This window comes from Pseudomonas sp. GW822-FHT02G04, assembly GCF_058802085.1.
This window is the reverse complement of sequence record NZ_JBXANU010000023.1, coordinates 87,006-111,353: the sequence shown is the minus strand read 5'-3', so window position 1 is coordinate 111,353 and position 24,348 is coordinate 87,006. Positions and strand designations below refer to the sequence as shown.

The window sequence follows — 24,348 nt, the reverse complement described above, 5'->3', positions numbered from 1 at the left end:
CCCCCCCCCCCCCCCCCCCCCCCCCCCCCCCCCCCCCCCCCCCCCCCCCCCCCCCCCCCCCCCCCCCCCGCTCCTACTGGGTTTTGCGTTTGATCAGGCGTAGTAATCGACGGCGCTGGTGCCGATCACGCTGGTGGTGTTGGCGGCTACTTCAGCGACAGTCGCAGGCAGCTCTTCATCGACGGAGTCGAGGCGCCCGCCACTGGCATTGGTACGTCCACCCTGCCCCTGTTGAGCCTGTTCCTGCCCCTGGCCCTGCCAACCGCGTGACTGATCGGAAACGTTGACGTCGACCTGACCCATGCCCTGCTGCGCGAACATGTCCCGCAGGCGATGCATTTGCCCGTCGAGTGCTTCGCGAACACTTGGATGAGCGCTCATGAAGGTCACTTGGGTCTGCTGATCCGGAACCATGTTCACCCGAATATCGAGGCGTCCCAGTTCGGCCGGTTGCAACTGAATATCCGCCGCCTTGAGATTGGCGCTGGACAGGTACATGACCCGGTTGACCACCTCTTCGGTCCAACCGCTCTGATGCATGGCGATCGGCTGATTCACCGGCAATGCATTGGCAGTCTTCGGTGTTGCCGCCTGGGTCAGTGCCGCCAGACGATTGGCGAAGTCATCGACACGGGTGTCGCTGCTGGCGGACTTGAGATCCTTGAGGCCGTCATCGATCAGGCCACTGAAAGCCTTCTCGCCGCCCTGGCTGGTGCTGTCCTTGTCGGCCTGCACATCGAGCATGCTTGCCATGCCCGCGGCAAAGTTCTGTGCCGAGGTCAGCTCGCCGTCGACGTGAGTCTGAGTCAGCGCCGCTTTTGGCTGAGCCTGGCTGGCGGCCGAAACGTGCCCACTCTGCTCCATCGCCATGCGCACGGCCGGCAGTGCATCGAGAGGATCAGCTTCGGGATCGAAATCAGGATCGGTGGTCGCAGCGGCCTGCGTCGCTGTCGCGGTAACGGCGGCCGCGACGGGTGTTTGAACGGCTGACTGCACAGCGGCGACAACCGGTGGGGTTTCCGGCACAGGGGCTGGCAACACCGGCTGCACCACTTGCATCAACGCCGGATCGAGGGCTGGATCGAGGGCTGGATCGACAGGCGCGGTATCGACTACCGGCGTCGCCGTCTCGGCGGTATCCGGCGCGTCATCGCTGGCGGTCTTGTCTTCGGACTGCGCCGGTTTATCGACGGGCAAGGATTTGCCGCTATCGGCAACCGTCGGTTCCTGGGCGGCAGACGGGTCGTTGCCCACGTCCTTTTTGCCAGTGTTGTCCGAGGCTTTGTCACGTACGGGTTTAGCCGATCCGTCCGCCGTGGCCGAGGGCTTGTTCTGGGCCTGATTGGCGTAGACCTGAGCGAAGCTGGACGCCTTGTCCCCGGGCTCGGCCGTCGACGCCGGTGTATTGGCGGACGCGGCTTGAGTCTTGGCCGCAGCGGCGGCCTGAAGAAGCATATTGGGGGTAACGGGCATAGAACGGTCTCCGCTGCACTGGGATCGTAGGTACAGTTGAGTGAGTTGACTGCAAGGGTCGAGCCAGCTTTGCTCGACACCTGAGAAAAGCGCCGGACAGTTGGCTTAGTGGGCGGGTGAGCGCTGTCGCTCGGCCTCGTAGACAGGACGCACATTCGCAAACTCGCGATGGATGTCACTGACCAGTGTTTTGATATCAGCCGGGCTTTTGTCTTTGGCGTGCTGCTCCAGCTCACGACACAGCTCAGCCAGACGGGTTGCGCCCATGTTGCTACTGCTACCTTTGAAACTATGGGCGACATCCGACAACGCTTTGGCATCGTCGGTTTTTTGCAACTCCCGCAGGCGACTTTCGGAATCGCTCAGGAAGGTATCCAGCAAATCCGGATAGCTGTCTTCCATGACTTCCCGCAACGCGCTCAGCACGTCGAGATCAACATATGTGTCGTCCACTTGTTCACTCCTTTGATCAAGAATGCCTGGGATTATGCCTGAGCCTCCCAGAAAAACTCCACGTGAGCACTGCGCCCATTATCGGACCAGCGCGCACGATGACTCAACTGGCGGATCAAACTGACGCCGCGTCCCGACAGACGGACATCATCGACCGGACGCTCCATCACCCGCGCTACATCGAAGCCCTTGCCACTGTCTTCGACCCGGACTGCCAGGCAGCCGCCCTCGCCGTTTGGCATCACCTGCAAATGCACCCGCACATAGCCGTCCCGCAATTCGTCCAGGCGTGCATTGCGCTGCTGATAATAACGCGCAAAACCCGAAGCATCGCGTTTCAGGTTTGAATCCAGGCCCAGCACGCCATGCTCCAGGGCATTGGAATAAAGCTCTGCCAGCACACTATAGAGTGCGCCACTCTGGGCTCGCAGGCCGTGCACTTCAAGCAGCAATTGCATCAGGTACGGCAGCGGGTTGAAGCGCTTGAGGGTGGCGGCGCGGAACTCGAAACTGACCGACCAGTCCAGCGGGCTCGACTGGCCGCTGTCGGAATACACCAGCGCCGGCGGGCTCAGTTGCGCAGCTTCCAGCAGACGGACTTCAACCATGCTCACGTCATCGCGAGCCTCGCCGCGAAAGTCCCGCAGGGCCTGCTCGATTTCTTCGAACAGCGCATCAGGCTGACGATTGACTGCAAACACCTGCTCCAATCGCTCTACGCCAAATAACTGCTCATTGGCATCGCAGGTATCGATCACCCCATCAGACAACAGGAACACCCGATCCCCGACAGCCATCGGGAACACCTCGGTGCGGTCATCGAAGGTTTGCGAGCTCAACACGCCCAGCGGCAAGTGCCGTGCCGTCAGCGCTGTACGCTCGCCGCTGGCGATGCTGTGCAGGTAACCGTCCGGCATCCCGCCATTCCAGACCTCCACCGACCCTCGCTGAAAGCTCAGGCACAGCATGGCCGCACAGCAGAACATGTCGACCGGCAGGATGCGTTTGAGCTTGGCGTTCATCTCGCGCAGGGTTTCGGACAAGCCGTAACCCTTGGCGGTCATGCCATAGAAGACTTCGGCCAACGGCATGGCACCAACAGCGGCCGGCAGACCATGACCGGTGAAATCGCCGAGCAACACATGCATGTCGCCGGCCGGGGTGAACGCGGCCAGCAGCAGATCGCCGTTGAACAGCGCATAGGGCGATTGCAGATAACGGATATTCGGCGCATTCAGGCAACCGGAGTGGGCCACCTTGTCGAACACGGCTTTGGCCACTCGCTGTTCGTTGAGCAGGTAATCGTGGTGCCTGGCGATCAGGTCGCGCTGCTCCAGCACCGTGGCCTGCAAACGCCGCAAGCGGTCCATGGCCTTGATCTTGGCCGCGAGGATCACCTGGTTGTAAGGCTTCGCCAGAAAGTCGTCGCCCCCGGCCTCCAGACAACGAGCCAGGGCTTCGCTTTCGGTCAGCGACGTCAGAAAGATGATCGGCACCAGGGTTTCGCCGGCCAGCGCCTTGATCTGCTGCGCGGCCTCGAAGCCATCCATCACCGGCATCATGGCGTCCATCAGCACCAGGTGCGGTCGCTGCGAGCGAAACGCCTCGACCGCCTCGGCGCCATTACTGGCCGTCAGCACTTCATGACCCTGGCGACGGACGATAGTCGACAGCAGCAAACGATCGGCCGCACTGTCTTCAGCAATCAGTATCGTCAGCGGCTCGAGCGGCGGCTGCATGACGGTCAACTGATGTCGAACAGTTTGTCGAAGTTGGAGATGGCGAGGATCTTCTTCACATCGGAACTGCTGTTGACGACACGAATATCGGAATTGTCGCCACCGGCGTGATCACGCAGCAAGAGCAGCATGCCAAGCGCCGAACTGTCGAGGTAGGTGGCTTCTTTCAGGTCGACGACAACGGCAGAGAGCTCCTTGTCCTCGTAGGACTCACGAAATTCCTGATGCTTGGCAAAATCGAATCGCCCCTTGACCGAAATCGTCAACTTTTGCCCATCCGGGGATACTTCTGTAACGACTGACATTTCACGGCTTCCTTGTCATTGGCGAACGTACGTGTAGAAGGTTTAGCACTTGCCGGGGGCGGGGGCAAGGTCAAAAGATCGCAGCCTGCGGCAGCTCCAACCGGATCGGGTTTGCATGCGCCCTGTGTAGGAGCTGCCGCAGGCTGCGATCTTTTTAATCCAACACTCAATACGGATTCTGGCGCGGCAACCGCTGGGACAATTCATCCAGCAGCTTCTGCTCGCGCTTGTCTTCCAGTTGCCGTGCCTCATCCATGTAGCGCTGAACCAGTTTGCGCAAGCCTTCGACCCGGGCAAACGCCTGCTGCCAGGCTTCACGGGCCTTGTTCAGATTGTTTTGATGCCAGTTCAGGCTCTGGCGCTGCTGGTCGATGGCCGTGCCCAATTGCGCGAGAAAGCCCTGATAACCCAGCAGCCACTGACCCGAGACGCCGCCGCTGCCACGCACGATCCATTGCTCTTGATAGTCGAGACGGAAGGCTTCGAGGTCGGCGAGTTTACTTTCTGCCAAACGAACCTGGCCCTGGAAGTGCCCCAGGCGCTGGACGGCGGTTTTCTCGGCTTTTTCAGCCATTTCCACCACAGGCGCCAGGCGTGTTGCGCGACTCGGGGCCATGACCGGTTAACCGCCCGGCGCTGGCGCGAAGACCGACGCGAGATGGTTTTCGCTGGCGCCCATGCTGATGTTGTCGTTCAAGCCCTGACGCAGGTACATGGTCATGGCCGGTTGCAGATTGATCGCGGTGTCGGTTTCCCGGTCCCCGCCGGGCACATAGGCGCCGACGCTGATCAGGTCGCGGCTCTGCTGATAGCGCGACCAGTATTGCTTGAACATCTGCGCGTGGTTCAAGTGCTTGATGCCGACCACCGATGGCATGACCCGGCTGATGGACGCTTCGATGTCGATGGCCGGGTAATGCCCTTCCTCGGCCAGACGCCGGGACAGCACGATGTGCCCGTCGAGCACGCCCCGCGCAGAGTCGGCAATCGGGTCCTGCTGGTCATCGCCTTCAGACAATACCGTGTAGAACGCGGTGATCGAACCGCCGCCCTTTTCGGCGTTACCGGCCCGCTCCACCAGTTTCGGCAATTTGGCGAACACCGACGGCGGATAGCCCTTGGTCGCCGGCGGTTCGCCGATGGCCAAGGCGATTTCCCGCTGGGCCTGGGCGAAACGGGTCAGGGAATCCATCAGCAACAGGACGTTCTTGCCCTTGTCGCGGAAATATTCGGCGATCCGCGTGCAGTACATGGCCGCGCGCAGACGCATCAGCGGCGCATCGTCCGCCGGCGAAGCCACCACCACTGAACGCTTGAGCCCTTCTTCACCGAGGATGTGCTCGATGAACTCTTTAACTTCTCGACCCCGCTCACCGATCAGCCCGACCACGATAATGTCGGCCTCGGTGAAACGGGTCATCATGCCCAACAGCACACTCTTGCCGACGCCGGTACCGGCGAACAGCCCGAGGCGCTGACCGCGACCGACCGTCAACAAACCGTTGATGCAGCGAATGCCCACGTCCAGCGGCTGGCTGATCGGGTCACGCTTGAGCGGGTTAATGGTCGGGCCGTCCATCGGCACCCAGTCTTCAGCCTTCATCCCGCCCTTGCCATCCAGCGCACGACCGGCGCCATCGAGCACCCGCCCGAGCATGCTCATGCCCATCGGCAAACGACCGTTGTCCGCCAAGGGAACCACGCGTGCGCCTGGCGCAATGCCGGCGACGCTGCCGACCGGCATCAGAAAGACTTTGCTGCCGGAGAAGCCCATGACTTCAGCTTCGACCTGCACCGGGTGATAGCTGTCATCGTTGATGACCATGCAGCGGCTACCCATGGCGGCGCGCAAACCTTCGGCTTCGAGGGTCAGGCCGACCATGCGCAGCAAGCGACCTTCGAGGATTGGCGCGCCAGCCAGCTCCGTGGCCTCGGCGTAACTACCGAGGCGTTTGGCGAAACTGGTGCGTTCAAGGCGCATCGGGATCGTCCAGTTCTGGCTCGACCGGGGCGACAGCAGGCTTTTCGTCGCTCGGCAATTCCAGGCTCAGGTCCGGCGCGGCCGGGTGTAGCGCCTGATCGTGGAGTTGGTCGAACAGCTTGGCCATGACCTGGGTCACACGGGTTTCGATGGTCGCATCGATACGGCTGTGTTCGGTCTCGACCCGGCAACCGCCCGGCAACAAGGATTCGTCCTCGACGATGCGCCAGGTTTCTTCATGGCGCTCGCGCAGGGCTTTGACCTGTTCGAAATCCTGCGGGTTGACGTACAACCGCACATTGCCCACGCCCAGCGGCAAGAGCTTGAGCGCTTCACGCATGACGTGTTCGATCTGCGTCGAGTCGATGGCCAGCTCGCGCTGAATCACTTGTTTGGTGATATGCCGAACGAGGTCGACCAGCGACTTTTCAATCTGGGTGTCCTGCTCGGCAATCGGTTCGAACAGGTTGGCCATCAGCTGTTCCAGGCCCGCGATCTTGGCCGTCAGGGCCACTTCGGCTTCCTGACGGACCTTGAGCGTGGTGCTGTGGAAACCTTCTTTCTCGCCAACCGCGAAGCCTTCGTTGTAGGCCTCCTGGCGAATGCTTTCGAGCTCTTCGAGGGTCAGTGGCTGGACTTCTTCCAGCGGCACTTCTTCCATTTCCGGCGGTTCGGGTTCCGGTTCCGGCTCGGGTTCCGGCACAAACGGGTCGAAGCTGGGCAGCGCCCAGACGTCGAAACCTGCGACGTCCTTGCCACGGATCAGGTCGGTCTGGGACTCATCATGTTTGGACGACATAGTGACCTTAGATCATCTCTTCGCCGCCCTTCCCGCCGAGAACGATTTCTCCGGCTTCGGCCATACGGCGGGCAATGGTGAGGATTTCTTTCTGCGCCGTTTCCACGTCGCTGACGCGCACCGGGCCTTTGGCCTCGAGGTCGTCGCGCAACAGTTCGGCCGCCCGTTTGGACATGTTCTTGAAGATCTTTTCCTTGACGCCCTCGTCCGAGCCTTTGAGGGCCAGCACCAGGACGTCCGAGGACACTTCGCGCAACAGCGCCTGAATGCCGCGGTCGTCGACATCGGACAGGTTGTTGAACACGAACATGAGGTCTTCGATCTGACCGGACAGGTCTTCGTCGACTTCGCGGATCGAGTCCATCAGTTGACCTTCGATCGAGCTGTCGAGGAAGTTCATGATGTCTGCCGCGCGCTTGATGCCACCCAGGGTGGTGCGCGAGGCATTCGAGTTGCCGGAGAACTGCTTCTCGAGAATCTGGTTGAGTTCTTTCAGGGCCGCTGGCTGCACGGTGTTCAGCGAAGACACCCGCAGGATGATGTCCAGCCGCACCTTATGGTCGAAGTTGCCCAGCACTTCACCAGCCTGGTCCGGGTCGAGGTACGCCACCACGATCGCCTGGATCTGCGGGTGCTCGTAACGGATCACGTCGGCGACGGCACGCGGTTCCATCCACTTCAGGCTGTCGAGGCCACTGGTGTTGCCGCCCAGCAGGATCCGGTCGATCAGGCCGTTGGCCTTGTCCTCGCCCAAGGCCTGGGTAAGCATTTTGCGCACATAGTCATCGGAGCCGACGCCCAGGCTGGTCTGGTCGCCGACGATGTCGACGAACTCGCTCATGACCTGCTCGACCTGCTCGCGGTGCACGTTACCCATCTGGGCCATGGCCACGCCCACACGCTGGACCTCTTTGGGCCCCATGTGGCGCAGCACTTGCGCGGCATCGGTAGAACCCAGGGACAGCAGCAGAATCGCGGCTTTATCAACCCGGGACAGTTTGGCGACAGCGGCTCGGTTATCACTCATCTGCGTTAATCCACTCTTTCACGACCTGGGCCACACGACCCGGGTCTTCTGCCACCAGACTCTTGATTGCGTTCAACTGAGCGTCATAGCCTTCGCTCGGGCTCGGCAGCAGGATGCTGGTCGGGCCACCGAGGCTGACGCGGTCGTTGGCCAGTTCGCCGTCCAGGCCGACCATGCCACCGAGTTCCATGTCGCTGCCCAGGCCTGCGAGTTGCTTGTCTTTGCCGCCACCGGTGATGTTGTTGAGTACCGGACGCAGCACGCCGAACACCAGCACCAGGATGAACAACACACCCAGCACTTGCTTGACGATGTCCCAGAACCACGGCTGGGAATAGAACGGAATATCGGCGATCACTTCACCGCGCTCGGCGGAGAACGGCATGTTGATCACGCTGACGCTGTCGCCACGGCTTGCGTCGAAACCGACCGCGTCCTGCACCAGACGAGTGAAGCGCGCCAATTCATCGGCGCTCCACGGCGCACGCGTGGTTTCGCCATTGGCCGCGTTGACCTTGACCTGATCATCCACCACCACCGACACCGACAGGCGATTCAAACGGCCCTGCTGTTGTTTGGTGTGGCTGATGGAACGGTCGAGTTCGAAGTTCTTGGTGGATTGTTGACGCTTGTCGGCCGGGTACGGCGCCAGCATTGGCTGACCGGTGGCCGGGTCCATGATTTGCTGACCGTTGGCATCAAGCAGTGGCTGGCCTGGCTGCACCATGCCGGCCGACGCGGTGGCGCCACCGGTGGTTTGCGGCGCCGAGGCAGGCGACGGCGGCTGGTTGCTCAGGGCTCCCGGCACACCTTGCGGGCCATTGCTGGCGGTACGTTGTTCGTTGACCGACTGCTCGCTGCGCAACGCCGGTTGATCCGGGTTGAACTGCTCGGAAGTCGATTCGACGGCGCTGAAATCCACATCGGCCGAGACTTCGGCTTTATAGCGGTCGTTGCCCAGCACCGGTTGCAGGATGTTGTGCACGCGCTGGGTGAGCATGCTTTCCATGCGACGGCTGTAATCGAACTGCTTACCGGCCATGGTCAGTTCGGAGTTTTCCGCCTGATCCGACAACAGGTTGCCCTTCTGGTCGACGACGGTGATCTGCGATTTGCTCAGTTCGGGAACGCTGGTTGCCACCAGATTGATGATGGCGACGACCTGGCCTGGCTCCAGCGAGCGACCGGAATACAGTTCAACCAGAACAGAAGCGCTGGGCTTGCGCTCGTCACGCACGAACACCGAACTTTTCGGAATCGCCAGGTGCACGCGGGCACCCTTGACGTTGTTCAGGCTGGAAATGGTCCGGGCCAGTTCGCCTTCGAGGCCGCGACGATAACGGGTCGCCTCCATGAACTGACTGGTACCCAGCCCTTGTTCCTTGTCGAGGATCTCGAAACCGATGTTGCCATCGCTGGGAGTGACACCAGCGGCCGCGAGCTTGAGCCGCGCACGGGACAGGTCATCGGCCTTGACCAGCAAGGCACCGGAATTCGGTTCGACGGTGTAGGGAATGTCGGCGGCGGCCAGGGTTTCCATGACTTGTTTGGCGTCCATGCCGGCAAGGCTGCCGTACAGAGGCCGGTAGTCCGGCTGCTGGGACCACAACACCACGGCAAAACCAATCGCCACGCTCGCAGCCAGGCCGACCAACAGGCCCACCTGACGCAACATGGTCATCTCGGAGAGGTTTTCCAGGAAAGACAACCCGAACAGCGGCGGTTTGCCGTCTATTGGAGTGGCCTTGGCCGGAACATTATCGGCGATTGCTTCTGCCATGACTCAATCTCGTCCTTAAACCGGCATCTGCATGATGTCTTGGTAAGCCTGAACCAGCTTGTTACGCACTTGGGTCAGCGCCTGAAAAGACACGCTGGCTTTCTGTGAGGAAATCATCACGTCCGTCAGGTCGACGCCGCTTTTACCGATCTCGAAGGCACTGGCCAACTGATTGGACGCCTGCTGGGTGTCGTTCACTTTATTGACGGCCTGACCGAGCATGTCGGAAAAGCTGCTGCCACCCACTTCAGGGACTGCGGCAGTCGATTTCGGCGCAGACATGGCATCCATTTGCATGGCGCGCATATCCAGCATCAACCGATTAAATTCAATACCTTGGCTCATGGTCTACTCTCTTTGACGAAGCTACGTCTTTGGCTACCCGCAATTTTTTGACACTCACTCGGCGAGTAGTGAGGTGTTAGCAACAAGGGTGCCAGCTCCGTGGTCGCTCCAAACAAAAGCTCTCCTGTGCTCTTGTTCGCCGACCGTTACGTGGCGAACAAATACGCTTCCACGTCCATTCCGGCATCGCGCATCTGTGCCAGCTTGTAGCGCAAGGTACGTGGGCTGATGCCCAATCGCTCGGCGGCTTCCTTGCGACGACCGCGCTCGGAGCGCAAGGTGTCGATGATCATCTGGAACTCACGGCGCCGCAGGTCATCGCCGAGGGCGCCCGCCGATTCGGCTTCGACCTCCACAACGCGCGCAGGCGTCGGCGCCAATGCCGGCAATGGCGCACACGCCACAGGCCCGGCCAGGCAGAAATCCTGCGGCTGGATCAAACCGCCCTGCTGCAGAATCAAGGCACGCTGAATCGCGTTATCCAATTCACGCACGTTGCCCGGCCACGGATAACCAATCAGGCACGCCTGCGCCTCGGGCGAAAGCTTTGCCGCGGCATGCTTCATTTTATTGACGTGTTTGGCCAGCAGGCGCTCGGCCAGCGGCAGGATATCGGCGGTACGCTCGCGCAGCGGACGCCAGGCCAACGGGAACACCGACAAACGATAGTAAAGATCTTCGCGGAAACGCCCCGCCGCCACTTCACCGGCCAGGTCACGGTTGGTGGTAGCGACCACTCGAATGTCCAGCGTGATCGGCTTGCGTGCGCCGACTCGCTCGACTTCACGCTCCTGCAATACGCGCAGTAACTTGGCCTGCAGGCCGAGGGGCATTTCAGAGATTTCGTCGAGCAGGATCGTCCCGCCATCAGCCTGCTCGAACTTGCCGGCCTGCGCCGCGATGGCGCCGGTGAACGAACCCTTTTCGTGACCGAACAAAGTGGCTTCAAGCATATTGTCCGGGATCGCTGCGCAGTTGATCGCAATAAACGGCTGGCTGGCGCGATGGGAGCGCTGATGAATGTAACGCGCCAGCACTTCCTTGCCGGTCCCGGACTCACCGGAGATCAACACTGTGGAATCACTGCGCGCCACGCGCGCGGCCAATTCCAGCAATTGCGCACTGGCCGGTTCGAACGCCACAGGCCCTTCGCTCTCGGTCGCGCCGAGATTGCCCAGGGCGTGACGCGCCACCAGATCGAGCAAGGCTTTGGGCTCGAACGGCTTGACCAGATAATCCGCCGCGCCCTGACGCATGGCGTCGACCGCGCGCTCGACCGCACCATGAGCGGTCATCAGCAACACCGGCAGTTGCGGCTGACGAGCCCGCAGTAATCCAAGCAGTTGATGACCGTCCATGCCCGGCATGTTGACGTCACTGACCACCAGGTTAAATGCCTCGGCGCCAACTGCAGCCAGAGCCTCTTCCGCCGAACCGACCGCCTTGTAATCGTGCCCGGCAAGCAACAGCGTATCGGCCAGTGCTTCCCGTAGCGCGCGATCATCCTCGACCAGTAAAACCTTGATGGTCATGTCCTTCACTTCTCTCCCTGAGCGCTGGGCTGCTCACCAGCAAAAAGCGGCAGGATCACCTGCGCGCAAGTGCCGCGACCCGGCCGCGAACGCAACTGCAATTCTCCCTGATGAGCACGGGCCACTGCCTTGACCACGGTCAGGCCCAGGCCGGTACCGGTGGTTTTGGTGGTGAAAAACGGCTCGCCCAAACGCACCAATACCGCCTCGTCGATACCGCTGCCGCTGTCACTGACGCACAGGCGCAGGTTATTGCCGCGGGTATACAGGTGAACCTTCAAACGGACGTCGCCGGCGCTAGCCTGAATGGCGTTCTCGATCAGATTGAGGATCGCCCCGACCAGCGTGTCGCGATTGCACAGCAACTCACCGGCATGACTGTCGCACTGCCAGCGAATCGGCAGATCCTGAACATGGGTCAATGCGGCCGCTTGCAGCGATTGCATCAGCATTTTGGGAGTCACGCGATCGGTCAATGGCAGCTCACCGCGAGCGAACACCAGCATGTCGCGCACCTGGTGCTCCAGCTCATGCAGACGCTCTTTCAGGCGACCGGCAAAACGCTGCTGTGTCGCGACCGGCAACTCCTGCTCAGTCAAATGACTGGCATAGAGCAACGCGGCGGACAACGGCGTACGAATCTGATGAGCCAACGATGCGACCATGCGACCGAGCGACGACAGGCGCTCATGGCGGGCCAGCTGATCTTGCAGATGACGGGTTTCAGTCAGGTCGTTGAGCAGCACCAACTGACCGGGTTCGGCATCCAGCGAGCGGGTAGCGATCGACAGGCGCCGACCGTCCTTGAGGGAGATTTCGTGACCGTCGTCTTCGCGCGGCGCAAAGCATCGCGCAATGACATGGCGCCACAGCTCGCCTTCGAGGGGCAAGCCGAGCAGCTCACATGCGGCGGGATTGGCTTCACGCACGATGCCTTGGGCGTCAATGACAATGACGCCGCCGGGCAATAGATCGAGGAGGTTTTGCAGCCGGTTGGCCAGACGCTCTTTTTCTGCCAGTTCCTGCATGCGCTGGGCGCTGACCACCGCCAGCTCACCCTTGAGCTCGGTGACCCGGGCTTCGAGCATGCTGTAGGAATCGGTCAATTGGCTCGACATCTGGTTGAACAGCGCAAACGCCTGCTCAAGGCCAAGCCGGCTTGCCTGCTCTACGGACGACGGTTGCCCCGAAACATCAGGGACAGGAGACATCTGGGCGGCTTGGGGCATTGTGCTCTCTCGCGTGGTTGACCGTCAGTTAAACGGAACGTTGCGAGGGATGTAGCAATACCCGTGCCTAAAAAAAACTGCCTATAAATGAAGGGGTTGGAAAACAGGCGTCAATCATCCGCCTGTTCATCACCATCACGACGGCTCATGCCGTACTTGCGCATCTTCTCCACCAGGGTCGTGCGACGAATACGCAGCCGTTCGGCCGCCCGCGCCACAATGCCATTGGCGTCATCCAGCGCCTGCTGAATCAACCCTTGCTCCAGACCGCCGAGGTAGTCCTTCAGGTCCAGGCCTTCCGGCGGCAACAGCGCATTGGCGGTGAAGTCCGGGGTATGACCATTAATGGCCACCCGCTCTTCAAGGTCGCTGCGCAAGCTGTCAACCATCTGCTCGTCTTCGTCATCGACGTAGCGGAATTTCTTCGGCAACTCGACCACGCCGATCACCCCGTACGGGTGCATGATCGCCATGCGCTCCACCAGGTTGGCCAGCTCGCGAACGTTGCCCGGCCAGCCGTGACGGCACAGCGACATGATCGCCGCCGAGTTGAAACGGATCGAACCGCGCTTCTCGTGCTCCATGCGCGAGATCAACTCGTTCATCAGCAACGGGATGTCTTCAACGCGCTCACGCAGCGGCGCCATCTCGATCGGGAACACGTTCAGGCGATAGTAGAGGTCTTCGCGGAACGTGCCGATCTCGATCATGCTCTCGAGATTCTTGTGGGTCGCCGCAATGATCCGCACATCGACGCTTTGGGTCTTGTTGCTGCCCACGCGCTCGAAGGTGCGTTCCTGCAAGACGCGCAACAGCTTGACCTGCATCGGCAGCGGCATGTCGCCGATTTCGTCGAGGAACAGCGTACCGCCATTGGCCAGCTCGAAACGTCCGGCACGGCTGGTGATCGCCCCGGTGAAGGCGCCCTTCTCGTGGCCGAACAATTCGCTTTCCAGCAACTCAGCCGGGATCGCCCCGCAGTTGACCGGAACGAACGGCGCTTCACGACGCTTGGAGTGGTAGTGCAGATTGCGCGCGACCACTTCCTTGCCGGTGCCGGACTCGCCGAGGATCAGCACGCTGGCGTCGGTGTCGGCGACTTGCTGCATCATCTGACGGACGTGTTGAATCGCCCGACTGGTGCCGACAAGGCTGCGGAAAAGATTCGGCTCACGGTGACGACCTCGCTCACGAGCCTGGTCATACATCTCGCGATAGACCTGGGCACGGTGCAGCGAATCGAGCAGTTTGCTGTAGCTGGGTGGCATTTCGAGAGTCGAAAGCACTCGGCGACGCTGGTCTTCCGGCAAGTCAATGGAAGAATTATCGCCCATTAACAAAACGGGAAGGAACTCATCCCAGGTTGAGAGTGTCTTTAACAGGCCCAAAAGTGCACCAGGAGCATTTACCGTCCCGATGAGGACACAGATTACTTCACGACTTGATGACAAAGAGCCGACCGCCTGCTGCCAGTCATGGCTGCCACAGGGTAAATTTTCTTCGCCGAGAAAATTTAAAATCACCGCCAAATCGCGGCGGCGGACGCTATCGTCATCAATCAGCAGAATTTTGGTTTCACGCCACATGCAATAGCAACTTCCCTAGTCAACTCAATGCCCAAAATGAGGGGCAAGCTAGACGCTTGCAGACACGTTGTGCCTGTAGACGCCTGAAATCTGGAACCAGCCACTAGTTAAGTCAAAAAACCGTGCACAGTCAAATTTATGGCGCACTATGTTTGGATTAACTGAGGGTTAATTAACCAAACAGATGGTAAACCTTTGCCGCGTTCTGTGCTTGGTGGATCTGCGACATCTCGTCGACTATCGCCTGACGCTCCCCCGTCGCCGCTGCCAGAAGCTGTTTATACACCCCCAGCAACTCCTCAAGGTTGTCGCGCAACGCGGCCTCGTCCACCGAAGCTTCACTCAAGACGTCTTCCATGCAGGAACGGCAAGCCAGGTCCAATTCACCGATGGCTTCCCAGTTACGCTCGGCCAATGCCTCAACCAGGGCGTCCCGGGTTTGTTCGATTCGCTGCAATACAAGACTCATGGTGATCTCCTTAAAACTGTGGAGCAGGAGCGGCGATAGCATCCCAACCGTCTTTCACCGTACGAAGCAAATCGGCGACTTCGTCGAGAATTTTTGGATCGGTCTTGATGTTGGCTTCAGCCAGACGCTTCATCATGTAGGTGTAGAGGTTATCCAGTTCAGCCACCGATTCGGCTTGGTTTTCCAGATCCAACCCCTCACGCAGACCACCGATAATGCCGATGGCTTTGCCGATCAGTACACCTTTGTTCGGAATATCATTACGCTCCATCGCGCCTTTGGCCTGGGCGATACGATCCAGACCGCCCTCCATCAGCATCTGCACCAGACGATGAGGGCTGGCTTCGGAAGTTTGCGCCTGAGCGCCAATCTTCTGGTATTGGCGAAGGGCTAACATTGGATTCATGTTGTACCTCATCAGAATTCTGTGGTTCGCATAATCAGTGTATCGACGATGCGTCAAAAAACTTTAGATTCAAAAACAAAAAGCCCGGAGCGTGAAAACGCTGCCGGGCTTTTGGCACTATGAGTACTACGAGTTCTTCTGCTGCGCGGTCATGGCTTCAAACATCGACGTGATGTTGCTGGCGGTAGCTTTCAACTTGCCGACCAGAGTATCCATGTCGTTGTACTTTTTAGTCAGTACCGTGGTCAGGGTTTCGATTCGGCGATCCAGGGCCGCCTGATCATCGCTCAGACGCCTCTTGGTCACGTCGAGCGCCTTGGAGCGCGCATCCAGAATCGAGTCGACGCTCTTGCCATTGACCAGTTTCGACTCAGTGAATGGCTTGATCACATTATTCATGCGCTCAATCAGACCGTTGGTACCGGTAAACAGCGTCTGAACCTCACCACCCAATTTCTTGTCATTCATGGCAGCGGTGAATTTCGTCGAATCGAAATCCAGCGCACCCGTCTTCTGGTTGGTGGTAATCCCCAGCTGCGACAGTACAGTCAGCTTATCCCCAGCACCGATCTGGGACAGTGGCCCGCGCAGAGCATCGAGAATCGAACGTGGCAGCGGGTCACCAGTCAGCGCCGCGGAAACGGTCAGCTTGCCATCGTCGTCCAGGGACGGCTTGGTCAACGAAGTCACAGCATTGGCGACAGCGTTGTACGCGTCGACGAACTTCTGGATCGAAGCCTTCAGACCGTCGTTGTTAGACGCCACGTTGACCGTCGACTTGCCGACCGTCAGCAGGTTCAGCGTCAACCCCGAAATCGACTTGTCGACCGTATTGGACGAACTGGTCAGCGACAGCCCGTCGACGGTGAATGCAGCATCCTGTGCCAGGCTGCCGATAGCACCCGAAGAAGTGGCTGTCGGCGTGGCGGCCATCAGGGTCGTTCCATCGATTTCCAGACCGGCGATGCCGCTGGCGGAAATGTCAGAACCTGCGCCCGTAGTGGTGGACCCCAGCACCAGTCGCGAGCCGAAGCTGTCGGTCACGATGTTGGCGCTCAAGCCACTGGACTGATATTGGGTGTTGATCGAGTCACGCACCGTTTGCAGCGTCGCACCTGCACCCACGGTGACCGGGTAGCTTTTGCCATTTTGGGTGATGGTCAGCGTACCCGCCGGGATCGCACTGCTTACACCACCGGCAAACGCTGCGCTGGCAACTTTTGACGAAGTCGCAAGCTTGGTGACGTCCACTACATAGCTACCGGAAACAGCCGCGTTACTGGACGTGGCGGTCAGTACTTTGACATCGGAGGACGTTGCCGCAAAACCGGTGAACTGAGGGCTTGTGGTGCTGCCCAGGTCAGAGAGGGTTTTCTGGAACGTCGTCAGCAGCGACTTCAAGGTACCAATCCCGGAAATGCTCGCCGTATTGGTGGTGGTCCCACGGTCGATCTGACCTTGCTTGGCCGCTTTGTCAGCATTCACCAAGGCTTTGACGATAGCACCGGTATCAAGGCCGGAGCCTAAACCCGTGCCCGGTAGAATTGAACTTGCCATGTGGAACTCCCTTCAGTGTGTCGCCGGCCTTTTGACCACTACAACGCCCAAAAGAACATAGCAACAAAATTCGTGCCAGCTGTCAGACTTTTGCGCTGAACAACAGGCTGCTTGCATCATTCAAACTGTTCGCCAATTTAAGGACTTCCTCGTTGGGGATTTGACGAATCACCTCACCGGAGTCACTGGCAATCACTTTGACCACAACTTTGCCTGAAGGCTCGTCAATCGAGAATTCCAGGTTACGCTTGACCGACTGAACGAACTTTTCGATTTCCTGAACGGCCATCTTCAGTTTTTCCTGCTCGGTCTGCCTGCTTTTACCTTCTTCCTTGACGGCAACCACTGGCGTAGTTTCCGCTCGAGGCTTTTCCGCGGACTTATCGGCAACAGTCGTCGCCTGCTGGGCCGCAGGATAAGACAAGTTCAGCTTGACGCTCATATCCATGTCCATCACCTCTTAAAGTAAAAAGCGAGAGAGCGCGACAAGCGCACCCCCCCGCCAAAACTCATCAGCTATTACTGAAGCAGTTTCAGTACAGCGGATGGCAGTTGGTTGGCCTGAGCCAGAACTGCGGTGGAAGCTTGTTGCAGAGTTTGTTGCTTGGTCAGCTGTGCAGTTTCAGCAGCGAAGTCGGTATCTTGTACGCGACCCAGTGCAGCACTGGCGTTTTCGTTGATGTTTTGCAGGTTGGAGATAGTGCTGGTCAGACGGTTCTGAGCAGCACCGAGGTCCGCACGGCTGGAGTTGATGGTCGCCAGTGCCTTGTCGATTGCGTCGATGGAAGCTTTGGAGCTTGCTTCTGCAGTGGCGCTGTCGTTACCGGTAATGGCGATAGCACCAGAGTCAACGCTCAGGGTAGCAGCGTCGAAGCCGCTAGCCAGAGTGATGGTGATCTGGTTGGTAGCGCCAGTGTTGGAACCAACCTGGAAGGTCATGGTGCCAGCGGTGCCGTCGATCAGGTTCTTGCCGTTCAGGTTGGTCGACTTGGCGATACGAGTCAGCTCGTCCGACATCGAAGCGAATTCTTTGTTCAGAGCAGCACGGTCGGCAGTACCGTTGGAATCGTTTCGGGATTGAACAGCCAGTTCACGCATACGCTGCAGAATGTTGGTCGATTCTTGCATCGCGCCTTCAGCGGTCTGAGCGATCGAGATACCGTCATTGGCGTTTTTGATCGCCATGGTCTGACCACGGATCTGCGAAGTCATACGGGTAGCGATCTGCAGGCCGGCGGCGTCGTCTTTGGCACTGTTGATTTTCAGACCGGAAGACAGGCGAGTCATCGAAGTCGACAGAGCGTCGGAAGCACGGTTCAGGTTTTTCTGAACGTTCAACGATGTGACGTTAGTGTTTACTGTTAAAGCCATGACGAATTCCTCGTTGGTTGGGTACTGCGGCTTCCGGCCCTGGCAACCGCCGGGTATGGCCTAGAGAACCTTCGTAATAGTTATCGTCGGGATTGCAACTTGCTTTAGGAGATTTTCAAAAATATTTGCCATCACGTTGCCACCCTTCGTAAATCAAGGGGCTGACAGTGTTCAGGCAAGCGAAAAAATGACGTCAGGGAAATGCCGGTGACGGACTGGCGAGAACTCGCCTGCACCGGCAGAAGAGAAATTGTTTAAATGGACAGACTGTCGCGCAGCAACCGGACCAGTTCGTATTCCAGGTAGTCCGCCAGCGCCAACCAATTCTGCGCCTCCTGGCACTCGAGCATCTGGCCGAGCAACAACACCCACTGCTGTTGAATAACCTGCGGCATCAGATCGAAGGACGCTTGCACTGCTGCGATCAATTCGATCATCGCCAGCCCTGCCTCTACATCACGCCCCAAACGGAACAATGCCGCGCATTGCTCTGAGTCGACGTCAAAGGAATCAAGCCTGCTCATGACGCCAACTCCGGATGAAAAGCCGTACCTGCGATCATCGCCCCTGCCCGACTGCTGTTATAGAAGCGCACCTGAGGATGCCCGGCGATAAATCGCTCCAGTTCACACAGATAGCTGCGGAAATTGAGCTGGGTCTTGATGCGTTGACCATGGCCATCGAGCACCCAGTGCTTGGCCGCGCCCAGTTGGGGGCCCAAGTCGCCATCGCTCCAGCCAGCATGGGTCTTGTCGTTGGGGAAGGCAAAGTCGGCACCGAACAGGGTGATCTGCACCGCCCCCATCTTCACCGCCAGGTCCACCGCGGGATGAATCACGCTACCGCCAACATACAACTCGCCCTTGGGCGATTGCCGACGCAGCTGTTGGTAGATCGGGCTGGCGGAATAACCGGCATACCGCGCCCCTTGCCAGGCAGTCAGCACCTGAGGATCAACCATGGGCATATACGCCAGACTGATGTCGACCGTATTTTCGGGCGGTAGATGCCGGGCCGAGATGCGCTGGTCGATACTAACCACCACATCGGGTCGGATCCCGTGATTGAGCAGCGGTCGGTAAGCAGTATCGACGCAGATGAACAACGGCCGCTCGGCCTGATTGCGAATCGCGTGCAAGGTCTCGAAACGCTGCTCAAGGCTAGGCCCCGTGGCAATGACAAACACCTCTTGCCCTTCGCGCGAACCGAACAACTCGGCCACATCTCGATCGGCCTGCACCAGCTCCAGACTCGCCTGCAAGCGCTCGACGATGTCCGGAGCTTGAGGGTCGAACTCGCGATTATTGAAAGTCAGGTGGGTTTCGCTAATCAAACGGTCACGGATCTTGGCATTGAGGTCATCGGCCAGCACCAGCTCGGACGGCAAGGCAAAGAACGGCAGCTGGATTTCTTTCAGATCACCGGCATACAGCAACTCGACTCGCGGATCGCTGAGCCACAGTTGCTGATCGAGCAGTTGCAACACCAACGCAAACACCGCGCCGTTGAGAATGTGCACATACAAACGTTCAAGCCCGTCGCGCTGCAGCAACTCCATCTGCAGATCGCCAAGACCAGTGCCGTAGACATGCGCAACCGGGCTGTCTATGGGCAGGCTGTCAGCCTGAAGCCTGGCCTCGCGGGTACGGTCATGGCGACTGGTCAACTGAATGCCGTTGATGCTCAACGTCGAACCCAGACCCTCGACCAGATCAGCCTGCAACAGGCTCGCGTCTTCAGTCAGCAAGCGCGCAGACAGCAATGGCCAGCGCCGCTGTATGACCTCGACGTTGCGCTCAAAGAACTCGCTCATGGAGCCTCGCTTTTCATTCGGGCAAAAAAATAGCGCTCAAGGTTACACCTTGAACGCTTTTTTTTGTGCCGCGGTTTATAGATCAGGGACGATAGATGATCGCCGAACCCCAAGACAAACCAACACCGAAACCACTGAGTGCCACACGCTTCCACTTGGAATCGAGCACGTGTTTTTCCAGCAGCAATGGAATGCTCGACGACACGGTGTTACCGGTCTCGACCATGTCCTTGAGGAACTTCTCGGGCTCGCCCTCGAAGCGTCGTGCCACGGCATCGACAATCGCCGCACTGCCCTGGTGAATGCAGAAAGCATCGATATCGTCAGCCGTCAGGCCCGAATCAGCGAGCAACTCATGCAAATGCGCCGGCACTTTGAGCAGCGCAAAGTTGAACACCTGACGGCCGTTCATAAAGAACACCCCGTCGGTAACCTTCAGGTGCGGCGCGCCGGAACCGTCGGTGCCGAACTTGGCCTTGCCCAACTGCCATGGCGCGTCTTCGCCCATCCAGGTGGCGGTGGCGGCATCGCCGAACAGCATGGTGGTGTTGCGGTCTTCCGGGTCGACGATCTTCGAATACGGATCGGCGGTCACCAGCAAGCCATTTTTCAGGCCTGCGGCTTCCATGAAGCCCTTGATGGCGTAGATGCCGTAGACATAACCGGAGCAGCCCAGGGAAATATCGAACGCGGCCACGGTCGTCGGCAGGCCCAATTTGTCCTGAACGATGGCGGCGGTGTGCGGCAAACCTTCTTCGTCACCGTTCTGGGTCACGACGATCAGCACGTCGATGGCTTCACGCTTCAATTCAGGGTTGTTAGCGAACAGCGCATTGACTGCTTCGACACACAGGTCCGAGGTTTCTTGCCCGGCGTCTTTGCGCGGCAGGAAAGCCGAACCGATCTTGCCAAGGATGAACTCTTCATCCTTTTCGAATTTTGCACCTTGTGCGTAATTGTCCACGCCGGCTACAGGAACGTAGCTCGCAATGCTCTTTATGCCAATCATTACGGCTTCCCAATAATAAACAGCCCAATACCACCGCTCGCAAGGAATCGAGGGGCGCCGACAAACAACGAATAACGTCGCCCTCAACGAGGTGACAGCGGGAAGAGTAAAAGGCCATCACTGAGTCAAAAAACAGACCAGGCGCCCTCTCCCCTTTTTATACAATACAGTGAAGATGCGCGTAATGACTCGCAGGTCACGCTATTTTGCCGAATCAGCCCCACAAGCGGTTATTCGACCAGCGACCAATCCAGCGGCGTTCCGCGCTTGATGGCTTGGCGGGCGCGGCGGCCCAGAAGGGTTTCAGCGTGTTTCGGGGCCAGCCCCAGGCCAGGACGGATGGCCCGCAGATTGACGGCAGTAAAAGGCTCTCCGGCGGCCATGTCCTGGGTGACATACAGCGACCGGCGGTACACCAGGGACTTGCGCTCGGCTTCAGTCACCCCGTAATGCACCTGGCCCATGGCCTGCCAGGCGCGCTCGGTTTCGACCACCAGGCTGGCAAGTTCAGCTGGTTCCAGGGAGAAACTGGCGTCCACGCCTCCGGCGGCACGGTCGAGGGTGAAGTGTTTTTCCACCACCGTCGCCCCCAGCGCTACGGCGGCGACAGACACCCCGACGCCCATCGAATGGTCGGACAAACCGACTTCACAGCCAAACAACTCGCGCAGATGAGGAATCGTGCGCACATTGCTGTTGGCGGGTGTCGCCGGGTAAGTGCTGGTGCACTTGAGCAACACCAGGTCCTTGCAACCGGCCTCACGGGCGGCACGCACGGTTTCATCGAGCTCCGCGATGCTGGCCATGCCGGTGGAAATGATCAGCGGCTTGCCGGTTGCCGCGACCCGACGAATCAACGGCAGATCAGTGTTCTCGAAGCTGGCGATCTTGTAGGCCGGCACATCGAGGCTTTCGAGGAAGTCCACCGCGGTGTCATCGAACGGTGTGGAGAACGCCAGCATGCCCAGCTCTTTGGCCCGGGCGAAAATCGGCGCGTGCCATTCCCACGGCGTGTGGGCCTTTTCGTACAGCGCATACAACGAAGAACCGGCCCACAAGCTGTTGGGGTCCTTGATGAAGAATTCGCCTTCAGACAAGTCCAGGGTCATGGTCTCGGCGGTGTAGGTTTGCAGCTTCAAGGCATGGGCGCCGGCCTTGGCCGCGGCTTCGACGATTTTTATCGCCATGTCCAGCGACTGGTTATGGTTGCCGCTCATCTCGGCAATGATGAACGGTGGCGCATCGGCACCGATCGAGCGATTACCGATCTTGAAACTGGTCATTGTTCTGGATCCTTCAACACGCGCGTGAACGCGCAAGCACTCTGAGTAAAACCACCCTCGCGGAAAACCTTCAGCGATGGCTGATTGGCCGGCAGCACCTGAGCGGTGATGGCCTCAAGTTGCGGCCAATGGGCCGTGACGAACGCTTCGCCCCGCGCCAGTAGCGCCCTGCCCCAGCCCAGGCCGAATCGGCCTTCGAACAGATAAATCGAGACTTCGGCCCGAGTACCGTCAAGGTCATAGCGCAGCATACCGACCGGGCCGTCATCCGCCTCGGTAATCAACAGCAGTCGCTGGGGATTGTTCAGGCTCGCAGCCAGCCAGGCCTGATGCCGCTGCCAATCGATGGCGTGGGTGTCCAGCGACCAGCGCCGTACCGCCTCGGCATTACGTCCCTCGAACAACAATTGCGCATCGTCCGGGGTGGCCCGACGCACCTGCAGTACCGCTCCCGCCAGCGCTGCCGCCACCCGCTGCGCGCCACGGCCATCGACCAACTGCCGCGAGCGTTCGGCCATACTTTGACGAAAACCCTGATTACCTACGATAAAACCGATGGCCTGGCGCAACTGCTCGACGCTGACGTGCTCGCGGCTGCCCAGGAACACATGAGCGCCAGAGGTCGCCATCACCTCGCCGTTCGCCTGCTGATTATTCGAGACTGCAATGCAGATCGTCGGCAGCCCCATGGCCGCCCGCTCCCAACTGGTGCCGCCACCGGCACCGATAAACAGGTCGGCCTCGGTCATCAGCCGATAGAAGTCGCTGACAAAACTGTGCAGGCGCCAGTTCGGACGATACGCCGCCAGCGCCTGCATCTGCTCCCTGGCCGGGTTGTCCGCACCCGCCACGAAATCGACCTCCAGCTCATGGAAGTCCGATAGCGCCAACATTGCGTGGTGGGTCTGCATGGCCGCATCGAAGCCGCCAAAATTCACCAGCACTCGCCTGGCCCGAGGCTTGATCTCGATCGCCGGACAACAGAACTCTTCGCGCAACATCGCAAAACGTGGGCCGAGCAAGGTCTGGCAGTCGGGCGTCAACAGCGAGGCATAAGCCTCTGGGGTACCCGACAGATTTTGATTGAGCAGCAGATCGACGCGGTACTGCCGAGTGGCCAGGTCATCCACCGCCGCGATCCTCGGTGCCCAGCGGCGAGCCGCAGTCTGCCAGTGATGATCGAGGCCATAGTGGTCGACGATGATCCAGTCGAACGCCGGATGACTTTCCAAGGCTTGCGCCAGCGCGGCGATGTCCGCCTGCCACGGCAGCATCGACTCGATGGCCTGCTGCGGATCTTCATCGGGGTAGCGCGCCGGCAGCGCGAAGGTCTCGAAGCCCTCGCTTGCCAGGCTGTCCAGTCGATGCCCCGGCAGCAGACGACAGGCGAAAGCAACGTGTGTGCCCTGCTTGCGCAACACCCTGGCCAGGGTCAGACAGCGAGCGATATGGCCGCTGCCAATGGTTGGCGACGCGTCAGCGCGGATCAGTACCCTCATTGCAACTCACCACCAGTCTTCAATGCGGCGTATAGGTATTCGGCGCGTTTCCAGTCTTCAAGGGTATCGATGTCCTGTACCAGGTAGCGCGGCAGAATCACCGGCAGGCTCGCCGGCGAAAACAGCACATCACCACGCAACCAGGCCTCGCTGCGTCCCCAGTAGAACTGGCCGGCGTCTTGATAGGCTTCGGGCAAGTCCTGGGAGCGGGTGTCACGAAATTCCGGGTAAAGCGAGATCAAGGCGCCCTGCGCGTCGAGGGTCAAGGCCCGCTGCACCGGGAAACCAAAACCGGTGACTGAAAACGCAAAAGACTTGTCCGGGTGCTGCACCAGCAACTCATGCCCCTGACGCAGATAACGCGCCTGCAACAACGGCGCCGTTGCGTAGATGCAGCAGGCATGGTCGAACGACGGCACTTGATTCAAGGCATGCACGATCACTGCAGCAGTCCCGGTGAAATCGTCAGCCAGTGCCGCAGGCCGCATGAACGGCACCTGAGCCCCATTGGCTCGTGCGACGTCGGCGATTTCCTCATCGTCGGTGCTGACGATCACCTGGTCGAACAGGCTCGACTCCAGCGCCGTGCGAATCGAACGGACGATCATCGGCACGCCGTCGAACGGCTTGAGGTTCTTGCGCGGGATTCGTTTGCTGCCACCGCGGGCCGGAATGATCGCAACACAGCTCAA

General features: G+C 59.6%; 24 protein-coding genes. All 24 read right to left on the bottom strand.

Annotation, left to right across the window (positions count from 1 at the left end):
* Positions 1-93 precede the first annotated feature (93 nt).
* A complete protein-coding gene (locus tag AC1RO5_RS24190) occupies positions 94-1,473 on the bottom strand; it encodes a flagellar hook-length control protein FliK (protein ID WP_493178049.1) in 1,380 nt (459 codons plus the stop codon).
* A 105-nt stretch (positions 1,474-1,578) separates the two neighbouring features.
* A complete protein-coding gene (locus tag AC1RO5_RS24185; protein ID WP_493178047.1) occupies positions 1,579-1,926 on the bottom strand; it encodes an Hpt domain-containing protein in 348 nt (115 codons plus the stop codon).
* Between the two features lie 32 nt (positions 1,927-1,958).
* Positions 1,959-3,665, bottom strand: coding sequence for an ATP-binding SpoIIE family protein phosphatase (locus tag AC1RO5_RS24180; RefSeq protein WP_493178045.1), 1,707 nt, complete (start codon positions 3,663-3,665; stop codon positions 1,959-1,961).
* Between the two features lie 5 nt (positions 3,666-3,670).
* Positions 3,671-3,970, bottom strand: a complete 300-nt coding sequence (locus AC1RO5_RS24175; RefSeq protein WP_493178044.1) for an STAS domain-containing protein — start codon at positions 3,968-3,970, stop codon at positions 3,671-3,673.
* A 166-nt stretch (positions 3,971-4,136) separates the two neighbouring features.
* Positions 4,137-4,586, bottom strand: coding sequence for a flagellar export protein FliJ (gene fliJ, locus AC1RO5_RS24170; protein WP_253420105.1), 450 nt, complete (start codon positions 4,584-4,586; stop codon positions 4,137-4,139).
* Between the two features lie 6 nt (positions 4,587-4,592).
* Positions 4,593-5,951 (bottom strand): flagellar protein export ATPase FliI, encoded by a 1,359-nt coding sequence (gene fliI / locus AC1RO5_RS24165; RefSeq protein WP_007938626.1) that lies wholly within the window; start codon positions 5,949-5,951, stop codon positions 4,593-4,595.
* Positions 5,941-6,750, bottom strand: coding sequence for a flagellar assembly protein FliH (gene fliH / locus AC1RO5_RS24160; RefSeq protein ID WP_007938624.1), 810 nt, complete (start codon positions 6,748-6,750; stop codon positions 5,941-5,943). The genes fliI and fliH overlap by 11 nt, the downstream gene beginning before the upstream one ends.
* A 7-nt stretch (positions 6,751-6,757) precedes the next feature.
* A complete protein-coding gene (fliG, locus tag AC1RO5_RS24155) occupies positions 6,758-7,777 on the bottom strand; it encodes a flagellar motor switch protein FliG (protein ID WP_003184041.1) in 1,020 nt (339 codons plus the stop codon).
* Positions 7,770-9,557 (bottom strand): flagellar basal-body MS-ring/collar protein FliF, encoded by a 1,788-nt coding sequence (fliF, locus tag AC1RO5_RS24150; protein ID WP_493178043.1) that lies wholly within the window; start codon positions 9,555-9,557, stop codon positions 7,770-7,772. Before fliF ends, fliG begins: the two co-directional genes overlap by 8 nt.
* Positions 9,558-9,572: 15 nt before the next feature.
* A complete protein-coding gene (gene fliE, locus AC1RO5_RS24145; RefSeq protein ID WP_007938615.1) occupies positions 9,573-9,902 on the bottom strand; it encodes a flagellar hook-basal body complex protein FliE in 330 nt (109 codons plus the stop codon).
* Positions 9,903-10,048: 146 nt separating this feature from the next.
* A complete protein-coding gene (locus tag AC1RO5_RS24140; RefSeq protein WP_493178041.1) occupies positions 10,049-11,434 on the bottom strand; it encodes a sigma-54-dependent transcriptional regulator in 1,386 nt (461 codons plus the stop codon).
* Positions 11,435-11,439: 5 nt separating this feature from the next.
* A complete protein-coding gene (locus AC1RO5_RS24135) occupies positions 11,440-12,645 on the bottom strand; it encodes a sensor histidine kinase (protein ID WP_493178052.1) in 1,206 nt (401 codons plus the stop codon).
* 128 nt (positions 12,646-12,773) lie between these two features.
* The gene (locus AC1RO5_RS24130; protein WP_007938611.1) at positions 12,774-14,249 is read right to left on the bottom strand and encodes a sigma-54 dependent transcriptional regulator; all 1,476 of its coding nucleotides are present in this window, start codon (positions 14,247-14,249) and stop codon (positions 12,774-12,776) included.
* Positions 14,250-14,421: 172 nt separating this feature from the next.
* Complete coding sequence (fliT, locus tag AC1RO5_RS24125; RefSeq protein ID WP_493178040.1) at positions 14,422-14,718, bottom strand: flagellar protein FliT; 297 nt, start codon at positions 14,716-14,718, stop codon at positions 14,422-14,424.
* A gap of 10 nt (positions 14,719-14,728) precedes the next feature.
* Complete coding sequence (gene fliS / locus AC1RO5_RS24120) at positions 14,729-15,124, bottom strand: flagellar export chaperone FliS (RefSeq protein ID WP_493178039.1); 396 nt, start codon at positions 15,122-15,124, stop codon at positions 14,729-14,731.
* A gap of 126 nt (positions 15,125-15,250) precedes the next feature.
* Positions 15,251-16,681 carry a flagellar filament capping protein FliD gene (gene fliD / locus AC1RO5_RS24115; RefSeq protein WP_493178037.1) on the bottom strand — a complete coding sequence of 477 codons (1,431 nt, stop codon included), beginning with the start codon at positions 16,679-16,681 and terminating at the stop codon, positions 15,251-15,253.
* An 82-nt stretch (positions 16,682-16,763) separates the two neighbouring features.
* Complete coding sequence (locus tag AC1RO5_RS24110; RefSeq protein WP_493178035.1) at positions 16,764-17,129, bottom strand: flagellar protein FlaG; 366 nt, start codon at positions 17,127-17,129, stop codon at positions 16,764-16,766.
* A 71-nt stretch (positions 17,130-17,200) separates the two neighbouring features.
* On the bottom strand, positions 17,201-18,052 hold the full coding sequence (locus tag AC1RO5_RS24105) for a flagellin domain-containing protein (RefSeq protein ID WP_493178034.1): 852 nt from the start codon (positions 18,050-18,052) through the stop codon (positions 17,201-17,203).
* 254 nt (positions 18,053-18,306) lie between these two features.
* On the bottom strand, positions 18,307-18,576 hold the full coding sequence (locus AC1RO5_RS24100; RefSeq protein ID WP_493178033.1) for a hypothetical protein: 270 nt from the start codon (positions 18,574-18,576) through the stop codon (positions 18,307-18,309).
* On the bottom strand, positions 18,573-19,865 hold the full coding sequence (locus tag AC1RO5_RS24095; RefSeq protein WP_493178032.1) for a motility associated factor glycosyltransferase family protein: 1,293 nt from the start codon (positions 19,863-19,865) through the stop codon (positions 18,573-18,575). Before AC1RO5_RS24095 ends, AC1RO5_RS24100 begins: the two co-directional genes overlap by 4 nt.
* Positions 19,866-19,947: 82 nt before the next feature.
* Positions 19,948-20,874, bottom strand: coding sequence for a ketoacyl-ACP synthase III (locus AC1RO5_RS24090; RefSeq protein WP_019648094.1), 927 nt, complete (start codon positions 20,872-20,874; stop codon positions 19,948-19,950).
* A gap of 230 nt (positions 20,875-21,104) precedes the next feature.
* Positions 21,105-22,157: a pseudaminic acid synthase gene (pseI, locus tag AC1RO5_RS24085; protein WP_493178030.1), complete on the bottom strand. Its 1,053-nt coding sequence runs from the start codon at positions 22,155-22,157 to the stop codon at positions 21,105-21,107.
* Positions 22,154-23,656: a UDP-2,4-diacetamido-2,4,6-trideoxy-beta-L-altropyranose hydrolase gene (gene pseG, locus AC1RO5_RS24080; RefSeq protein WP_493178028.1), complete on the bottom strand. Its 1,503-nt coding sequence runs from the start codon at positions 23,654-23,656 to the stop codon at positions 22,154-22,156. The genes pseI and pseG overlap by 4 nt, the downstream gene beginning before the upstream one ends.
* A complete protein-coding gene (gene pseF, locus AC1RO5_RS24075; protein WP_493178027.1) occupies positions 23,653-24,348 on the bottom strand; it encodes a pseudaminic acid cytidylyltransferase in 696 nt (231 codons plus the stop codon). Before pseF ends, pseG begins: the two co-directional genes overlap by 4 nt.